Here is a 17,447-nt window from a genome sequence, read left to right as displayed (position 1 = left end):
GTTACAGTGGTTTTTTGTCAAGCTCTGCCTTTTCCGGCTTCTCTACATCCAGCACATCCATGAGGAACATGAAGATGGGAATACCGATGATGAGTCCCCATATGCCCATATAATGCTGGGAGAAGATGAGGATGATAAATGTGTAGAACATCGGAAGCTTTGTTTTGTGCGCATACAGCCTTGGATTCAGGAAATACGTCTCCACCGCGTGTATGAACAAAATAATGCCGATCGCCCACAGCACCATCGGCAGCCCGCCAATCTGGTAGCCGATAATACCAATCGGGATGAACGAAATGATAACGCCTGCCACCGGAATCAGACTGAGCAGGAATACCATAATCGTCAGCGCGATCAAATAGGGGAAACCGAGTATCCAGAGCCCAATCATCGTCAGCGCTGTATTAAACAGGGCTATCAGCAGTTGTACCTCTATCACCTTGCCGAAGGAGGAAGCAAATTTGCTGCCGAAATAATGAAACTCCCGGTATGCCCAGGAAATTTTGCTATAGCGGAATTTCTCGGTAAACTGATCGACCTTGTTTTTTTGCAAAAGGTAGAAAAAGCTGAGCAAAATTACGAACAAAATAATTTCCAGCCATTTTCCCAGCTTCATAATATAATCAACGGCACTGCCCAAATACTTCTGGTAGTCCACCTTCTCTAAAGCATCGACCAGTACTCCGACAATCTGGTTGTCTTGAGAGGTGTCTAAAAACCTCGTAATATTATTAATCATATCCACAACTTGATTGATCATTTTAGGCAAATAATTAGATATCCCGAATACTAATCCGGTCACAAGCAATACGTATAACACAACCGTCACCAAAATTGGCGATATCGGAAACAGCTTGCTGAGCTTTTTCGTAATAAATCCTTCAAGCCGTCCCATAACGAACGTTACAAGAAAGAGGAGCAGCAGTAAATTGAGCATATTGTGAAGGCTGTAGAACAACAGTACAACCAACATAATAAACAATATTCTCCTTACAACCGGATGGGCAAAAAATGTGCGCAACGCTTCCATAGACTTCCCTCATTTTTATCTAGTCTCGTCTCTTTGAACCCTTTCACCTTATACGGCGCAAGCCTGTACATGTTTCACTTTTTTTGTAGAAGGCTGCCGATTAAAGCAATATGTTCATCACTAATAGTACCTGATACCTAAGCGAGACACAAGCAGTCACCGCGCTTTTATCCTTCATATAAAAATCAAACAAAATCATAAATTTACGGCATCGCAACTAGCTGGGTCAAACCTTTAAGATAAAGGAGGATTGAACATTAGCTGATTATAAGCAATCCGTTCGTTGGAGGGGATCTATGACTACGATGATGCTAAAAGATAAAGTCGTCTTTATTACCGATGCGGACAGCGGCTCTGGAAGAGCGCTTTTCCGCCTTTTTGCCGAGCAGGGCGCGCATTTTATTTTAAATAGCATGTCGGGCGGCGCCCAGATTAACGAGGAGCTCAAGCGAGCTAGCGCCTTAGGACTCCAGGTCTTCGTGAGCGCTGCAGATCTTTGCAGCAGCAGTGGGCTGCAAGCGATGCTGGAGCAAGCAGCGACCAAACTTGGCCGAGCAAATGTAGATGTGCTCATTCATAATAATGATCTCATGAAACCTATCTCTATTGAATATGGCGAGGAGGCTTTGTTTCGAGATCTGCTGCATACGAACGCTAAATCCGCTTTTATATGCACGAAGATAGTCGGCCAGCATATGGCTGATGCCGGGTCAGGGTCGATCATCTACGTCTCCTCGATTCATGCGCAGAAGCCGACCGGCTCCTCCTTCGCCTACAGCGCGTCCAAAGGCGCAGTCAGCATGCTGGCGAAAGAAGCAGCTCTCGTACTCGGACGCAGCGGTATAACTGTCAATACGATTGAGCAGGGCCCAATAGAAGGCGATGATAAGCGGTTCGCGAGCGAGCTATCCTCGCTGTATGAGGATTACGCTTACAAAGTGCCAAATGCAGTACTCGGCAGCTATGATGATTTGGCGCAGCTTGCCCTATTCTTATCCTCTGGTGAGGCGCGATATATCAATGGCGCAGACATTCGGCTAGATGGCGGATTTTTGCAGCATTATATGGATTTCAATATGAAGCGTCCCCCAGAGCTGAGCGATCAAGGAGGATGAGCATGGACCTGACAGGCAAGGTAGCTCTCGTAACAGGCGCAGGAACAGGCATCGGCCAAGGTGTCGCCATTCAGCTCGCACAATGTGGCGCAAAGGTCGTCATTCATTATAATCGCAGCGATGCCGGAGCGAAAGAAACGCTAGCGCAAATTCAGGCAGCCGGCGGCGAGGCCGTGCTAGTGCAAGCCGATGTTGCCAGCAAAGCGGAAATTGAACGATTAATGAAGCAAGCCGCACATGCCTTTCCTGCAGCGGAGGGTGACGGAACAATCGATATATTAGTCAACAATGCTGCGTTGCAGCTTAATTATGGGCTATTTGACCATGACGAAACGTCCTTTGACCGCATGATGAACATTAATTTGAAGGGTTATTGGCAGTGTATGCAAGCCGTTATTCCTTTTATGAAAAACAATCCTGCCGGGGGCCGTATCATTCTCATCTCCTCGGTTCACAGCAAGCGGCCAACTGATTTTGACGCTGTTTATTCCATGACCAAGGGCGGCATTCGCATGCTCGGACGGGAAGCTGCAATCGAGCTGGCTAAGTATGGCATCACCGTCAATACCATAGAGCCTGGGCAAATTGACGTTGGCGTACAGTCTGCAAGGGATTCTCGGCACATTGGCCCGGCTGACTCAAACCCTGACGCAGTAAAGCCCGTACGCCCAAAGCGGGATATCCGCAAAAAGTTTCCGCTCGGACGTGTCGGCAAGCCGCTTGATGTCGCCCGGCTCGTCTGCTTTATCGCATCCGAAGAAAGCGAATTTATGACCGGCTCCGCCATCCGTTTGGACGGGGGCAGCATGCTGTTGTAGCAGCCGAGTAAGCCAAATTATAACGATAATAGAGGAGTGACGGTTATGATGAATAAAGAAACGTACGAGGAAACGCTAGCCCATGTGCGAACAAGCTCGAGTCCGACAGAGCTGCGCATTACTGATATCCGGTTCACTGACATTGTAGGAGGCCCTTTCCATAGCAGCCTCATTAAAGTATATACGAATCAGGGGCTGGTCGGATTTGGCGAAGTGCGTGACGGAGCCGATAAAGTGTATGCACAAATGCTGAAGGCACGGCTGCTGGGCGAAAATCCCTGCCATGTTGATAAGCTGTTCCGCCGCATCAAGCAGTTCGGCGGCCATGCCCGTCAAGGCGGCGGTGTAAGCGGCATTGAAATTGCGTTATGGGATTTGGCGGGAAAAGCGTATGGCGTTCCTGTCTATCAAATGCTGGGCGGACGCTTTCGTGACCGCATCCGCATGTACTGCGATACGGAAGTCGTAGGCAAAGACACCGGCAAGGCTATGGGCGAGGCGCTCAAGAAACGCATGGACGAAGGCTTTACTTTTCTAAAAATGGATCTCGGCATTGGCCAGATCATCCATGAACCGGGCACTCTAAGCGCCCCGCTCGGCTTTCTTGAGGAAATGCGGGAAAAATCGCGCAACCGCTACAATCAAAATTTTGATGGCATGACAGATGATCAGCTTCGCGAAATAACGAACCGCCATTATGATATTTATAATATTGCTCACCCGTTTACCGCCATTCAGGTGACTGAAAAAGGGCTTGATCTGCTTGAGCAATATGTGGCAGATGTCCGTTCCGTCATCGGCTATCAGGTACCGCTCGCCATTGACCACTTTGGACATATCGGGCTGGAAAGCTGTATCAAGCTTGGCCGCCGCGTCGAGAAGTTTAACCTCGCTTGGATGGAGGATATGCTGCCGTGGCAGTATACCGAGCAATATGCTAAGCTTGCACGAGCAGTGGCAACACCGATCTGTACGGGCGAGGACATCTATTTGAAGGAAAACTTCAAGCCTTTGCTGGAAGCAGGCGGCGTATCCGTCATTCATCCGGATGTGCTCACGAGTGGAGGAATTTTAGAGACGAAAAAAATCGGCGATATGGCGCAGGACTACGGCGCAGCAATGGCTATCCATATGGCAGAGAGCCCGATTGCCTGCCTCGCGGCGGCTCACGTCGCAGCAGCAACGGAAAATTTCCTCGCTCTCGAATACCATTCCTGCGAGGTGCCTTGGTGGGATGATATTATGATTAGCAGCAAGCTGCCAAACAAGCTGGTGCAGAATGGCTTCATAACTGTCAGCGATGCGCCTGGACTAGGCATTGATGATTTGAATGACGAGGTGCTTGCCGAGCATCTGCATCCCGATGTTCCTGGCATCTGGGAGTCCACTGACTCGTGGAACAAGCTGCTGTCGAACGACCGTTTGTGGAGTTAGTCAACAGGAAGGATACGAAAGCAACATTATTCTAAAATAAATAAGTGTTCATAAGAAGCAAGCTGCTTCACATGCCCTAAGGGGATTAGTGAAGCAGCTTGTTTGTTTTTGCTTTTTTGCTATTTATTTCAGACTTTTACCACTTGGAAGGATCAATGTCCCCGGGGTTAAGTCCTGCCCATACGTTCGGTACGTTCACCGCAGGCGGGTCGTCAAATACGAGAAACGCGGTCGGCAGATAACGCCCGCCTTCACTTTTAGAGGAGGGCTTATTAATGAGGTCGCCACCCTCCTTAATCAGCACGGAAGAGGAACCGCCATCCAGATTGGCTGCAATGACCGCGCCATGCTCCAGCATAATTTGCTGGCAGTCATACAGATCGGCGCCAATGCTGTAGCCGATCTGCCTCCCGTCAATGACGAGGAACAAAATCGAGCCGTCCTCCTTCTGCCCCATCACCGTCCGTGGCGCGACGCCCCAGCCATCGGCGTGATTTTTGATCAAGCCTTTGCGTTCACAATCATTCGCGGCTCGAAGCTGACCGCCTCAGATATGCCCAGCTTCATAAGCTCCTTGATCGAATAGCGGCCTGCCAGCATTTTACCTTGCTTGTCCAGCCCGACAATTTGCGCGCTTGCATCCTTGCCAAGGCCGTTATAATAAATTTCCCCCTGCGTAATGACAAGCCCAATCGGCTGAAAGCCATTGCCCTGCCACTCTGGATCGGCAAACCCTCCGGCATTGACGCCAGCAATGGCACCTGTCCGCTTGACCATGCTTCCTACCTTCTCGCCTCGGCCCGCTTTCTCCGGTACGACGAGCCGGATTTTCGTCGGGTCCTTCACCGTCATGAGAAAACCGTGATAACCTTTGCCATCGACTTCCTCTACGCTGGTCAGTGACTCTGCAGCATGGTCGCCTGCACCAGTCGGCAGCGTAATTTGATGGGTGTCCAGCTCCTCGCCCATCTCCTGAAACTGCTTGGCATAATCGGCTACACGATCGGCAAGTCCCTGCTCGCCGATTAAATATTTTGCCAGAAAGCGGTGCTGGGTTGTAATTAACGCATCCGCCAGCTTATAGCGAAAGCTCGTTCCTGAAGCGGTAAAGAAAAACCAGCTCAGAAAAAGCAGGGATGATATCAGGATGGCAGCGAATAACGCTGCCACTACCCGCCAAAAGCCAGGCTTCTTGCGTTTGCGTTTGTTCACAGGAGAACTGTTCTTCCTTGCAGAAGTACGGCTTCCCATCGACGGGGCAGAATGTGGTGCATGCGGTAAATTTGAAATGGTGCCCACTCCCTAATCCATAAATTTGATCAATGAACAGACGGGTGTAGGAGGCAAGTTGTTGCAAGCGGGCTGCTTTTCACAAATCATTCCTTTATTGCCGCTGAAATTGTTATAATGGACGGGAAGTATTAAAGGCATTACAAAAACAGGAGTGCACCTATTGGAGGTAGAGAAATGACTGCAAACCAAGCAGGCTATGAAGTAACCAGCTTTACAGATACGTATCAGATCTATGAGCTTAAAGAAGATGCGACTCATTCCCGCGTCCTTATCTGCCCTGAGCGCGGCGGCATCGTAATCGGCTGCCAGCTGCAAGGCCAAGAGCTGCTGTACCTTGATCGCGATACCTTTATTGATCCAGATGCCAATATTCGCGGCGGCATTCCCGTCTTGTTTCCGATTTGCGGCCAATTGCAAAATGGTGCCTATGAATGGGATGGCGTAAGATATAATATGCGTAATCATGGCGTAGCCCGCCAAGCATCATGGGACGTTGAAGGGCAGTCTACCGACAATGGAGCCTCGCTTACGCTTTCTTTGGAAAGCAGCGCACAGACGCAGGCGGCCTATCCCTTCAACTTCAAGCTGACTTTCACTTACCGCTTGAAGGATGGCAAGCTGAGCATTGAGCAAGCATACAGCAATTTGTCCGAGACCAGCATGCCTGTACATGCCGGCTTCCATCCTTATTTTGCAATTGCCGAAAAAAATCTGACTTATCGCTCTGACGCGCAGCAAGCGCTGGATTACAACGACAATCAGGTCAAGCCGTTTGCAGGCCCGCTGGATTTGAACGGTCTCGTTGAATCGGTCGCTTTGCTGGATGCTACTACACCGGAAATTTCCTTTCCCTTCGGAGATCAGCAAATTAAGTTGAGCTACAGCGAAGTATTCGGAACAACCGTCATTTGGTCGGTAGAAGGCAAGCCTTTTATATGCGTCGAGCCATGGACTGCCCCGAATGAAGCATTAAACCACAAAAAAGGACTTGTCATGGTGCAGCCGGGCCAAGCTTTGGAAGCCAGCTTCACGATTGAACTGAAGGCTTAATTTAGCTGCAACAAGGTGAAACGGCTGTCGCCGTCCTTTTGGCGGCGCAGCGCGTTTTAAAAAAGGTACTGCTCTTGACCAGCATGTGAACATGCCAGCCGAGGGCAGTACCTTTATTTTGACTATAGCTTATTCTACCGCTATTTTTAGTGCTGCTGCTGCATTTGCGCTAGTTTGCGCGCTTTCCTCTTGCCGTCTGGACGCTGCCTCCATCAACCCTTTAATGTAGCCTACCCCGAACAAACGTCCCAGCAGCTCATAGCCGGGATTATCATTCGTTTCGCCTTCCATTGTCGGCACATGATCGGGCCTTGCTGGCCCCGTGAAGCCGACATCATAGTAGGTGTACATGGCCTCCAGCATGTCGGTAATGCCATCATCGTGGAACGTTTCCTCAAATTTCTCCGCTGTGCCGCGCACATCTCTAAAATGAACAAAAAACATTTTATCCTGCCCGGCAAAATGGCGAATGACGCTGGGGATATGCTCCCCCGCCGTCGCCAGCGTGCCTTGGCATAACGTAATGCCATTATAAGCGCTTGGCACAAGATCAATGGCGCGCTGCAAAGCATCTGCACTGCGCAGTATACGCGATACGCCGCGAATCGGCGTAATCGGCGGATCATCGGGATGCAGCGCCAGCTTCACCTTCGCTTCCTCCGCCACAGGCACAATCTGCTCCATAAAATAATGCAGATTTTCCCACAGCTGCTGCTCGGATACGATGCCTGCTTCGGTAAGCGGGGCATCCCGCATTAAGCTGTGATCGTAGCTGGAGACGAGCGCACCTCCCCGTGTACGTGTCGTCGTGGAGGTGCGGAACCAATTGAACTGAGCCATAAAATTGTAGCAAAGCACAGGAATACCGGCCCTTCCCATATTGACAATAAACTGCTGAAAGGTTTCAATTTCCGCATCGCGCCCTGCGGTTCCAAGCTTAATCTCATTGCTTGGCGGCATTGATTCAATAACGGCCAGTTCAATGCCGCTGTCCGCAAAACGCTGCTTCATGCGAATAAGAGGCATAAGCTCCCAAGGTTTTTCGCTTTTTTCGTCCCATGCCAGACCGCTCACCGCATAATTGATATCCATTTGCTTCGCGAGCTGCCATAGACGGTCAGGCCGCGACGAGAAAAATTCTGCCAGCTGCATTACTAATTCCTCCTATTTCGTATTACAAGCGATGCAACGATTGCTTGAATTAAGATTTCCCCGCTTTGGCGGCTAGTTCCTTGCCCAGCTTGTCGATTTTATTGAATGCGTCTTCAATCGATTGCTGGCCGAAGGAGACGGCATCCATTTCTTTTTTGTACGTATCCACCCATTCTGAAAATCCGGCAGCCGGCGAATAAAACGGCAGTGCCTTATCCACCGACATATCGTAAATCTCCTTGCCTAGCAAATCCTTGGCTTCAAGCGTCGGCTCAAGCTGCTTGAATATTTCCGGATTAATGGGCAAGCCGCGCGTCAAGCCAAGTGCCTTGCCCGCCTCTTGATCCGTTATAAACCATTTCACAAACTTCTTCGCTTCCTCTTTGTTTTTCGAATTGGCGCTTACGCTGAGGAAAATCGTCGACTGCGCCCAGCCGCCGCCAGCCGGTCCCGTCTGCAAATTGACAACGCCCAGCTTGCCTGGCATCAGCTGCTCCAGTGCGCTTACGGAGCCGGTCGTCGCACCTCGGGTCATCACCACACCGGAAGCCATAGGGTCAGCTTGCGGGTCATTTTCCAAGAAAGATGCGGCTAGCTCGGCTGGTGGAACGATTTTATTTTTGCGGAAATCATCATAAATGCCATAAAACTTCATGAACAGCTCCTTATCGAGCGTGAACGTCTTGCCTCCGTCCGACATAATAGGCGGTTTGCCCATCGCCGTCTGGTAATAGTTGAAGCCATCCCATGTCGATGTATCACCAATCGGATATTTGCCCTCAGGCAGCTTGGCACGGGCATCTCTCGCCCATTGAAAAAATTCATCATACGTCCAATCTTTATGCGGTAGCGGGATGCCGAGCTGCTCCAGCTCTGTCTTGTTGTAAGCGAAGCCCTGCGCGTTCTGGCTGAGCGGAATGCCATACAGCTTGCCGTTTATTTGCAAATTTTTCAGCACATTCGGGTCCACAATGCCGGTCAAGTCAATGTCGGATAAATCCTCCAGTTGGCCTCTGGATACGTATTCCTGAATGTAAGCCGCATCCATTTGCAGTACGTCGGTAATCGACTTGGAGGCTGCCAGTGTCGGAAGCTTCTGCCAATAAGCATCCCAGGCCATAAATTCCGGCTTGAATTTCACATTTGAAAACTGCTGAGAATAAATGTCCAGCGCTTTTTTCGTCGCTTCATGACGGACGTCTGATCCCCACCACATAATGCTGAGCGTCGTCGCTGCCTCGCTTGCTCCCCCAGCCGCCGCCGTCTCCGTTGCCGAGCTTGGCTCCGTACCCTGATTGCCCACGCTCCCGCTATTGCTGCTGCATGCGGTCATTGTCAGCACTACAGCGAGCGTCAGCATTGCCCAGCCTTTGCTTTTCAGCCACCTTTTTCCCATTATCCGCTCATCCCCTTCAAATGAAATACCTTTTTCTAGAAGCGCTTTTCATAAAAAGCCGTTACCCTTTGAGTCCTGTTGTAGCAATACCTTCTACAAAGTGCTTTTGGGCCAGAAAAAAGATGACAACGGAAGGCAAAATCGACAGCAACGACATCGCAAGCAGCTGCCCCCACTGAATATCGAACTGGTCAATGAACATGCGCAGCGCAAGGCCGACCGTAAACTTCTCAACCGAGCTTAAATACAGCACCTGCGCAAAAAAATCATCCCAGCTCCAAATAAAGGTGAATATTCCCACTGTCACAAGCGCTGGCTTAATGAGCGGAAAAATAATCCGCAGAAAAATGCCGTAGACAGAAGCACCATCGATTTTGGCTGCCTCATCGAGATCACGCGGGATGCCGCGAATAAACTGCACCAGCAAAAAAATAAAGAAGGCGCCGCCACCGAAAAAATGCGGCAGCACAAGCGGAACATAGCTGTCGACCATCCCCAGCTTGTTGAACAAAATGTACTGCGGAACGACCGTCACCTGGCCAGGCAGCATCATCGTCAGCAGCAAAATCGAAAACCAGAAGCCTCTAAGCCCGAAATACAAGCGGCCGAAGCCATAAGCTACAATGGCCGCTGTCAAGACGCCGCCTGCTACATTGCCCAGCTCCATCAGCAGCGTATTGCCGAAAAAGTGGGCGAACGTATATTCGCCGGAGAAATGCCAGCCCTTGCTGTAATTTTCCCACATAGGGTTGGAGGGCCAAATGGTCGGCAGTCTCAGCTCGGACGTTTTTTTGAGCGAAGCGCCCACCCACCAAATGACGGGATAAATCATGATGAAGGAGAACAACGCCAGAAATACATGATCGAAGCTTTTTGCCCGCAGCCTGCTCATTTCGCTTTCCCTCCATCCGACTCGTAAAATACCCAATAGCGGGAAGCGGCAAAGTTAATAATGGTCAGCAGCGCTACGATTACGAGCAGAATCCAGGCCAGGGCAGAGGCATAGCCCATCTGGTAATGCTTAAACGCTTTTTCATAGAGGAACATGGCGTACATGTAGGTTGAGTTAATGGGCCCGCCCTTCGTAATAATGTAGGCGGACGTAAACGTTTGAAAGGAACCGATAATGCCAAGCACCAGGTTGAAAAACATAACGGGAGAGAGCATGGGGAGTGTAATGCTGAAAAATTTTCGCGTCTTGCCCGCTCCGTCCACCGACGCGGATTCGTACAGCTCCTGCGGAATTTGCTTAAGCCCCGCGAGAAAAATAACCATGGTGGAGCCGAACTGCCACGTATTAAGCAGGATCAGCGTAGCCAGCGACGTATCGGGATTGGATATCCAGGCGACGCCTTGAATGCCGAACCAGCCAAGCACCTGATTCACATACCCGTCCAGGCTGAACATATTGCGCCACAGCGCCGCTACTGCAATGCTGCCGCCGATGAGCGACGGAAAATAAATCGCAGTGCGGTAAATATTCATGCCGCGCAAGCTTTTATTCAGCGCCATCGCCACCATTAGCGAGAAAAACAGCTTCAGCGGCACGGAGAACAGCACGAACATGAACGTAACCTTGAGCGACGTAGTGAATGTGGAATCATTCGTAAAAATGTTGACGTAGTTGTCCATCCCGGTCCACTGCGGCGCTTCGAGCAGCGAATACTCTGTAAAGGATAAATAAAATGACTGGGCAATCGGCCACAACGTCAGCAGTAAAAATCCTAGCAGCCATGGTGAAATAAATACGTAACCAGCCAAATGGGTAATCCGGTTATCTTTACGCTTCACCCCATTTCTCCCCTCCCTTTGATTATTCGAGTCGGTTGCTTGCCTGAGTCAGTTGCTTTTTGTCTAGCCTTACTTTATACGAAAACGCTTTCATAAATGAAGGAGACAATTTTATGATATGGTTGGATTTTTTTATAGTCCGCTGCTTAAAACCTTAAAAACGTCGCATCGACAAATTTGCCGCTACCTGCAACAATAAAACTATAGCTTGAACAGCTCTACCCTTGAACCAATTACAGTAGCGAAAAGAGGTGCTGCAAGATGAAGTTCGATAATCAGGAAGATATAAGGCAATTGACCCCGCTTTGGGAGGGTGAGCGCTTTGAGAATGGCCGCCCTAAAGTAGATGAAGATATATTGCGCCGTATGCGAAAAATAACGCTGGAGGAAGCGTGGGGCCCGCTGTGGAATCGCGGCTATACGTTTCAATTCGAAGGAGAGTTCAAAATCATGCATCCCGAGCAGGTGATGGTCGGACGTGCGGTTACTGCGGTCATGGTGCCCAAGCGCCCCGACCTGCATGAAACGCTGCTTGATTACGGGCATGAACAGGAGGATCGCCACGGCTTTTTCAACCAATGGGTCATTGATTCGCTCGTGGAGGATGATGTCGTCGTCGTGGACATGTTCGATAAAATTCATAGCGGCACTTACGTTGGCGGCAATTTATCTACGGCGATTGCCACCCGCACGAAGCGCGGCGGCGCTGTAATCTGGGGCGGTATTCGCGATAATCAGCAGGTGAAGGAAATCGGCGGCATTAACGTCTATTATCGGGGCAGCGATCCGACAGCGATTGCCGATGTGACGATGGTCGGAATGAACGTGCCAACACGTATCGGCAAGGCGATATGCATGCCAGGGGACGTCGTGCTGGGCACGCCTGCGGGGGTTATTTTTATTCCGCCGCATTTGGCTGAGCTGACCGTTGTACAGGCGGAGAAGTCGCAGGTGCGCGACGTATTCGGCTTCATTCGCCTTAAGCAGCAGGTGTATTCAACGGCGCAAATAGACGCTGCGTGGAATACAGCCCTTTGGCAGGACTTCATCGACTGGTTTAACAACGATGAAGCCGCAGCGGAATATCGGCATTTGAGCTGGGACGATGAGCTTGAGGATGCGAAGAAGAGAGAGCATGATGGGCCGCGGAGCGATGTGCGTCTATAGGCGATGTAGATACATCGTTCATTTACGATTGGTAATCTTTTAAAGATTTATTTTGAGTTTATTACTTTTAAGCTGCAAGCTGATGACAGAGTTTTGCGGTTGTCAGCTTGTTTAGTTTATGAACATAATTGATATTAGGTAGAACTGTATTGTACTTTTACCAATCTCCGTTGAACAAGATTCCGAAACTTCTTTAGCAACCAGTTGGATATATCCAACGAATTAATGATCTTGGGTACGAATGCCTTGTGCGTATCCCTATCATCTGCCGATTTACTGATGCTGTTATTATTTATTTGTTAAGCTGTAGGTAGATGGTTTTATTATAACACTTCAAAGATTCACCACCTTTCGTGTAATCTTTGAATAGTACTATCTTATTAAGCAACTTCAAAAGAGTTGCTTATTTTCGAATGAAAATCTTTTGATTTCGCCTCTATCGTGTATTCATGTATGCCCTGTCTTTGAAACTTCACTTTCATTGTGGCCATAAAAAATTTGTCAGAACTGTTTTGTAAATCTGTAAAAGTATTTATCGGAATTGTGTATTCGTATTCATCAGCAAATAATCTAGGGTAAATTGACGAACCACATATTAGAATTGCCCCCCAAGTGTGTTTAGTTGTTATTTTAATATCAGGTGGCGGAGTCATTCTATATGGAGCATTTATTATTATTTGCAATTCCTTTTCAGTATCCTTAGTTAATACACCCCCACCCGCTGGATGTAAAGCTAAATACATTCTATTTTCCCCGTAGGAATTAGACTGGAATAACAATTGTGATGTCTTCAAATTTGCTTCTATTACATGCTTTTCAGCATTACCCAAGCTTTCTTTAATCTGTTCAAATTGCGATTTCAATGTATCATTTTTATTATTTAAATATTGAACAGCACAAGCATAAAGTAACAATCCACCAATGAACAAAAGGTTCACAGGATTCTTGTACTCACCACCTAGAATTGCCCCAAGTATAGTAAGAGTCGCCACCGACAATATATTAATTACTATTTTCAACATGGGGAAATTCCTCTATAATTTTAATTAGCGAATTAATATCACTGGTGTTTATTGAAATTAATCCTCTATTGTAAATCGATATATATTGGTTGTCACTGCTTAACATCAGTAAATAAGCAATTGTGTATTTAGCTTGTAATTTTGATTTAAGTAAGGTGCTATTTATTGCTTCATAAGAGCAATCTTCGCCGTCTGGATCAAACATATCTAATTGTTTAATATATCCATCATAATTTTCAAGAATATTATATATGAATTGTGATGAGAATGTCATACGAGTTGCAATAATATCAATTCCCTTTAAATATTTTTCTATTTCATCACAATACTTCTCATTTATATATTCCACAAACAAAAGTTTTGTTTTCTTTTGAAAAAAAGTATTTATATATTGTGACATTGGCATGTTAATTTGATTACCTACCATTTTAGTCCCCCATACGTATTCATCTTTAAGATTAAACACTATATGGATTATCTCAGCATTAATACTATTGAAATGAAATAGACTTGTCTCATCATTGGACATAATCTGCACATTCTGTTTTGCCTTATCTATTTCACTTTTATTATCCACTTTAAAAGTTATAAATTTCATCTTGATCACCTCTTAATCACTATAGTGGTGTAGGGTTTGTAGAAGTTCCAATTGAAACAAGTTTATATCCTCATCATTCCCAAATTCCTCAGCATTAATAAATATTCGATTTCCACCTTCTTTATAAAGTTTTACACTAATCATTGATCTTGTATTTTGATGTCTACTTTCTAAATTAAATGGGTGTTCAAATGAGATATGATGCATTTTCCCATGATCTCGATATTCTTGATCAACTCGTGATTCGGATGTATCGGTTGGATCTATTTCGTAAGATACTTTCCGAGTTTTATCTCCATCTTTTTCAATTTTATCTATTTTAACAGCTCTCCACTCAAAATTACTCTGAATCTTTCTTATCAGTGAATCAGTAACTTTAAATGAAGAAATGTTAAAATCCAGCTTTTCTAATAGCGACTTAACTCTCGCTTTAGAAGCTTCTTCTGACGCCCAGTCAAACTTCATAATCACGTAGCTATTTTCCGTAATCATTAAACTTGATTTACTAAAATATTTATGTTGAACCTTGTTGGTGATGATTGAATCGCCTGTAAATTCAGCAGAATAATAATACCCTAGACTATTCTCTGTAGTTGTAAAACATTCAATAAAACTTAACCCTTTATCCTTTTCTACAATTTGAATATCTGTAAATCCCTCCCCAGATATTTTCCCCTCTGTGATGGGCATTAATATCTTCTCCATTGCTAATTTAACCCTTTGCAAATCTAAACAACCATTGGAATTGGAGAAAAACAAATCTGGCTGATGAGAAGTGCTAAGGCCATATATGACTATGCTCGACATTCACATGACCCCTTTATATGAAATATATCTCAAATAAACCATATGGAGTCGAAAAAGTCTATGCCTATTTGCTTATTTTTCTAAATCCTTCTACTCAGTTTTCAGTGCAGTCTTTCTTGAAAAGAAGGCTAGGAAAGGTTTCCCTACCTTCTTTGCATTCTACAACTATCATTTTTTAGGAATTCTTTTAATCAGTTTATCTTTGTCATCATAGACTAGAATGCATAAATCTTGGAATCCCCCCTTCAATTCGAAGTACTTTTTAATAGCCTCTTCCTTTGACATCGCTTCGCCAAATCGCTCACTCTTGTATGCAATATAATATTTTGTCATAAACAAATACTGACAATTATCTACATTTTTATCAATTTTCTATTTTCACTGGACAACTATTAGTTCGACTAAACCATATAATACTTTCAACTGTATTTGTACCCACATGTCCTCTCCCTGTAATCCCTCACTCCACGAATTGATCAATTTATCCATTTGATTGCAACCATTACTCGAGTCTTCTGAGATATAAAAGAGAACTATACTTTCGTTTAACAAATTCCGGTTTCTTATTTTGCATGGTATAATCATGTTGAATGGAGCTGATTTGGGATGAACGAATTGCTTGATCCTCGTAATGATTTCGTCTTTAAGCGCATTTTTGGCAGTGAAGAAAATAAAGATGTATTGCTCGCCTTTTTAAATCGCACTTTTGCCGAGTCAAATGAACCTCCGCTAACTGAAATTGTACTTTTAAACCCCTATACGGATAAGGATGCTCCGTTGGACAAACAGTCCATTTTTGACATTTGGGCCAAAACATCTGAGGGTAAGCTGATTAATATTGAAATGCAGTTATTCAACAAATACGATATAGAGAAACGTACTCTGTTTTATTGGAGCAAACGGTACTCCAGTCAATTGCAGGAAGGAAATACGTATAAAGAACTCAAAAAATGTGTGACCATTAATATATTGAATTATTCCTTCCTGGCTAATGACCGTTATCATAATGTGTTTCATTTGCGGGAAGACCATACCGGACTTACATTATCCGATGATATTGAAGTCCACTTTATGGAGCTATCCAAGCTAAGCGACCAAATGCTGCCTCATAATGGCGGCTTAATCAATTGGCTTTTATTTCTGAAAGGTGCCGATAAATCAAATTGGGAGGTGCTAAAGATGAATGAACCGACGCTAGGCAAAGCGATGGATACGTTAGAGTTTCTAAGCCAGGATGGGGAAGCTCGCCGTTTGTATGAGGAGCGGCAGAAGTTTTTGCACGATGAGGCTTCCATGATTGAATGGGCTACGGAAAAGGGCATAAAACAAGGGATCGCACAAGGGATTGAGAAAGGAATTGAGAAAGGAATTGAGAAAGGGATTGAGAAAGGGATTGAAAAAGGCGAACGCCAAAAAGCGATTGAAATTGCCAAAAACATGCTGGCATTAGGCATCGAAATTGCGCTTATTGCCAAAGCAAGCGGCTTGTCTGAAGCAGAGGTTAAAGCATTATAACTGGCCTGCCAGACCGTCTATAACACAGAGGGAGTCCGCCACTACGCGGGCTCCCTCTTCCTTTATGCTTCCCAATCTAATGCCCCGCTGACTCCCGGTACTCGCTTGGAGACAAGCCAACCCGTTTTTTGAAAATTTGGCTAAAATAGCGTGAATCCTGATAGCCTACCTTTTCCGCCACCTCGTAGTTTTTAAAATGCGTCGTCTTGAGCATGGCTTTCGCCTTGTCGATGCGGATATCGGTCAAATGCTCGATGAACGTTTTACCGGTATTCGTCTTGAACAGCAAACTCAAATAGGTCGGCGTCATATACACCTTCTCCGCCACGCTTTGCAGCGAAACATGCTGGCATTCCTGCTCCATATAATACATCGTTTTCTTAATGATGCTGCGATGGCTCTCGCCCTGATAAGGCGACACCGCCTTCCACAAGCTTGTTACAAATTCGCTGACGCAGCGAACCAGCTCATGAAGCGTTTTCATTTTTAGAATGGATAAAATCTCATAAGGTTTATTAGCTACAGCGGCATCCGTATCAGCTAGCACTCTTCGTTCCATTCCCACGAGCAAACGCAGCGTCAGCTCATACATGTGTGAAATAGCAATCGGCCCGCCGCGCATCACACTGCGATAAAACACTTTTACCGCTTCTTCGAGCTGCCCTTCCGACGTCGCCCCCTGGCAAGCATCGTACAGCTCCTTCTCCTTATGCTCCGGATAGTCCTGAAGCGGCACATAAGCACGAAGCTCACTATAATAAATAATTTCGCCAATGCCCTGATAAAATTGATGCTGAAGCGCCTGCCCTGCCTGTTCATAAGAATGCTTCACTTCATGCAAATAGCCACAGGGCTTCCCTACGCCAATCGTAATCGGATCGGAAAATTGCTCACCCAGCATCGCCTGCACATTATCGAGCATCTTCTTCGACACCCAGGAAAACAGCAGCACGAGCCGATGCTCCTCATCTAAAAAAAGAACACTTCCCGCCGGAATGCGCGGCTGCAAATATTCTCTTATTTTCTCCATATAACCGACCCGATCATGCTCATGATGAAAATAGGCCGCTGGCGCAAGCAAAGCTACAGCCGGATACGTAAAATAAGGGTTTATATTCAGCTTCGCCAGCTGCTCCTTCATATTCGTTCGGCCGCCGCCTCTTTCCGACATTAGCTCCTGCAGCAAACGATCCCTCATCCAAGTCAGCATATAATCGTCTTTCAGCCATTTCTCTTCTTTCAGCATGCTCCATTTCCCC

15 protein-coding genes and 1 pseudogene are annotated in these 17,447 nt (G+C 46.5%); 6 read left to right on the top strand and 10 right to left on the bottom strand.

Going from position 1 to position 17,447, the window contains the following annotated elements; translation table 11 throughout:
• Position 1: 1 nt before the first annotated feature.
• Entirely contained in the window at positions 2 to 1,030 is a 1,029-nt protein-coding gene (locus AC6B99_RS19045; RefSeq protein WP_056029790.1) for an AI-2E family transporter, read from the bottom strand.
• Between the two features lie 296 nt (positions 1,031 to 1,326).
• Here AC6B99_RS19045 and AC6B99_RS19040 point away from each other — a divergent pair, with 296 nt between their 5' ends.
• From AC6B99_RS19040 to AC6B99_RS19030, 3 genes are read left to right on the top strand one after another with little or no spacing between them, the layout of a single operon-like run.
• The gene (locus AC6B99_RS19040) at positions 1,327 to 2,145 is read left to right on the top strand and encodes an SDR family NAD(P)-dependent oxidoreductase (RefSeq protein ID WP_496663999.1); all 819 of its coding nucleotides are present in this window, start codon (positions 1,327 to 1,329) and stop codon (positions 2,143 to 2,145) included.
• A 2-nt stretch (positions 2,146 to 2,147) separates the two neighbouring features.
• A complete protein-coding gene (locus tag AC6B99_RS19035; RefSeq protein WP_496663998.1) occupies positions 2,148 to 2,963 on the top strand; it encodes an SDR family NAD(P)-dependent oxidoreductase in 816 nt (271 codons plus the stop codon).
• Between the two features lie 45 nt (positions 2,964 to 3,008).
• On the top strand, positions 3,009 to 4,397 hold the full coding sequence (locus AC6B99_RS19030; protein ID WP_496663997.1) for a mandelate racemase/muconate lactonizing enzyme family protein: 1,389 nt from the start codon (positions 3,009 to 3,011) through the stop codon (positions 4,395 to 4,397).
• Positions 4,398 to 4,533: 136 nt separating this feature from the next.
• Here the strand turns inward: AC6B99_RS19030 and AC6B99_RS19025 are convergent.
• Positions 4,534 to 5,648, bottom strand: a pseudogene (locus AC6B99_RS19025) (phosphodiester glycosidase family protein).
• Positions 5,649 to 5,864: 216 nt separating this feature from the next.
• Here AC6B99_RS19025 and AC6B99_RS19020 point away from each other — a divergent pair.
• Positions 5,865 to 6,740, top strand: coding sequence for an aldose epimerase family protein (locus tag AC6B99_RS19020; RefSeq protein WP_494878257.1), 876 nt, complete (start codon positions 5,865 to 5,867; stop codon positions 6,738 to 6,740).
• Positions 6,741 to 6,869: 129 nt separating this feature from the next.
• On the opposite strand, the gene AC6B99_RS19015 is transcribed toward AC6B99_RS19020, so the two are convergent.
• From AC6B99_RS19015 to AC6B99_RS19000, 4 genes are all read right to left on the bottom strand, one after another.
• Positions 6,870 to 7,892, bottom strand: coding sequence for a mannonate dehydratase (locus AC6B99_RS19015; protein WP_496663996.1), 1,023 nt, complete (start codon positions 7,890 to 7,892; stop codon positions 6,870 to 6,872).
• A gap of 49 nt (positions 7,893 to 7,941) precedes the next feature.
• Complete coding sequence (locus AC6B99_RS19010) at positions 7,942 to 9,288, bottom strand: ABC transporter substrate-binding protein (protein WP_496663995.1); 1,347 nt, start codon at positions 9,286 to 9,288, stop codon at positions 7,942 to 7,944.
• Positions 9,289 to 9,349: 61 nt separating this feature from the next.
• The gene (locus tag AC6B99_RS19005; protein WP_496663994.1) at positions 9,350 to 10,180 is read right to left on the bottom strand and encodes a carbohydrate ABC transporter permease; all 831 of its coding nucleotides are present in this window, start codon (positions 10,178 to 10,180) and stop codon (positions 9,350 to 9,352) included.
• Complete coding sequence (locus tag AC6B99_RS19000) at positions 10,177 to 11,079, bottom strand: carbohydrate ABC transporter permease (RefSeq protein WP_056029814.1); 903 nt, start codon at positions 11,077 to 11,079, stop codon at positions 10,177 to 10,179. The genes AC6B99_RS19005 and AC6B99_RS19000 overlap by 4 nt, the downstream gene beginning before the upstream one ends.
• A gap of 261 nt (positions 11,080 to 11,340) precedes the next feature.
• Here AC6B99_RS19000 and AC6B99_RS18995 point away from each other — a divergent pair, with 261 nt between their 5' ends.
• Entirely contained in the window at positions 11,341 to 12,246 is a 906-nt protein-coding gene (locus AC6B99_RS18995) for an RraA family protein (protein ID WP_056029817.1), read from the top strand.
• 380 nt (positions 12,247 to 12,626) lie between these two features.
• Here the strand turns inward: AC6B99_RS18995 and AC6B99_RS18990 are convergent, their stop codons facing one another.
• Genes AC6B99_RS18990 through AC6B99_RS18980 form a run of 3 tightly spaced genes read right to left on the bottom strand, consistent with a single transcriptional unit; the run spans position 12,627 to position 14,673 of the window.
• Positions 12,627 to 13,268, bottom strand: coding sequence for a hypothetical protein (locus tag AC6B99_RS18990; RefSeq protein ID WP_496663993.1), 642 nt, complete (start codon positions 13,266 to 13,268; stop codon positions 12,627 to 12,629).
• The gene (locus AC6B99_RS18985) at positions 13,249 to 13,866 is read right to left on the bottom strand and encodes a hypothetical protein (protein WP_496663992.1); all 618 of its coding nucleotides are present in this window, start codon (positions 13,864 to 13,866) and stop codon (positions 13,249 to 13,251) included. Before AC6B99_RS18985 ends, AC6B99_RS18990 begins: the two co-directional genes overlap by 20 nt.
• Positions 13,867 to 13,878: 12 nt before the next feature.
• Positions 13,879 to 14,673, bottom strand: coding sequence for a hypothetical protein (locus AC6B99_RS18980; RefSeq protein ID WP_496663991.1), 795 nt, complete (start codon positions 14,671 to 14,673; stop codon positions 13,879 to 13,881).
• A gap of 606 nt (positions 14,674 to 15,279) precedes the next feature.
• On the opposite strand from AC6B99_RS18980, the gene AC6B99_RS18975 reads away from it, so the two are divergent.
• A complete protein-coding gene (locus tag AC6B99_RS18975; protein WP_496663990.1) occupies positions 15,280 to 16,188 on the top strand; it encodes an Rpn family recombination-promoting nuclease/putative transposase in 909 nt (302 codons plus the stop codon).
• Between the two features lie 76 nt (positions 16,189 to 16,264).
• Here AC6B99_RS18975 and AC6B99_RS18970 read toward each other — a convergent pair whose 3' ends face one another.
• Positions 16,265 to 17,434 carry a helix-turn-helix domain-containing protein gene (locus AC6B99_RS18970; RefSeq protein WP_494878261.1) on the bottom strand — a complete coding sequence of 390 codons (1,170 nt, stop codon included), beginning with the start codon at positions 17,432 to 17,434 and terminating at the stop codon, positions 16,265 to 16,267.
• Between the last annotated feature and the right edge of the window lie 13 nt (positions 17,435 to 17,447).

It is taken from the genome of Paenibacillus liaoningensis (assembly GCF_059609455.1).
Note: the sequence above shows the minus strand (reverse complement) of the source record. Positions and strands in the feature narration are given on the sequence as shown.

What these genes read in the sequence shown, in the direction of transcription:
- AC6B99_RS19035 (WP_496663998.1), top strand. Translation starts at nt 2,148, where the DNA reads ATGGACCTGACAGGCAAGGTAGCTCTCGTAACAGGCGCAGGAACAGGC.
- AC6B99_RS19015 (WP_496663996.1), bottom strand. Translation starts at nt 7,892, where the DNA reads ATGCAGCTGGCAGAATTTTTCTCGTCGCGGCCTGACCGTCTATGGCAG.
- AC6B99_RS19005 (WP_496663994.1), bottom strand. Translation starts at nt 10,180, where the DNA reads ATGAGCAGGCTGCGGGCAAAAAGCTTCGATCATGTATTTCTGGCGTTG.
- AC6B99_RS18970 (WP_494878261.1), bottom strand. Translation starts at nt 17,434, where the DNA reads ATGCTGAAAGAAGAGAAATGGCTGAAAGACGATTATATGCTGACTTGG.
- AC6B99_RS19020 (WP_494878257.1), top strand. Translation starts at nt 5,865, where the DNA reads ATGACTGCAAACCAAGCAGGCTATGAAGTAACCAGCTTTACAGATACG.
- AC6B99_RS18975 (WP_496663990.1), top strand. Translation starts at nt 15,280, where the DNA reads ATGAACGAATTGCTTGATCCTCGTAATGATTTCGTCTTTAAGCGCATT.
- AC6B99_RS19040 (WP_496663999.1), top strand. Translation starts at nt 1,327, where the DNA reads ATGACTACGATGATGCTAAAAGATAAAGTCGTCTTTATTACCGATGCG.
- AC6B99_RS19010 (WP_496663995.1), bottom strand. Translation starts at nt 9,288, where the DNA reads ATGGGAAAAAGGTGGCTGAAAAGCAAAGGCTGGGCAATGCTGACGCTC.
- AC6B99_RS18990 (WP_496663993.1), bottom strand. Translation starts at nt 13,268, where the DNA reads ATGTTGAAAATAGTAATTAATATATTGTCGGTGGCGACTCTTACTATA.
- AC6B99_RS19030 (WP_496663997.1), top strand. Translation starts at nt 3,009, where the DNA reads ATGATGAATAAAGAAACGTACGAGGAAACGCTAGCCCATGTGCGAACA.
- AC6B99_RS18980 (WP_496663991.1), bottom strand. Translation starts at nt 14,673, where the DNA reads ATGTCGAGCATAGTCATATATGGCCTTAGCACTTCTCATCAGCCAGAT.
- AC6B99_RS18985 (WP_496663992.1), bottom strand. Translation starts at nt 13,866, where the DNA reads ATGAAATTTATAACTTTTAAAGTGGATAATAAAAGTGAAATAGATAAG.
- AC6B99_RS18995 (WP_056029817.1), top strand. Translation starts at nt 11,341, where the DNA reads ATGAAGTTCGATAATCAGGAAGATATAAGGCAATTGACCCCGCTTTGG.
- AC6B99_RS19045 (WP_056029790.1), bottom strand. Translation starts at nt 1,030, where the DNA reads ATGGAAGCGTTGCGCACATTTTTTGCCCATCCGGTTGTAAGGAGAATA.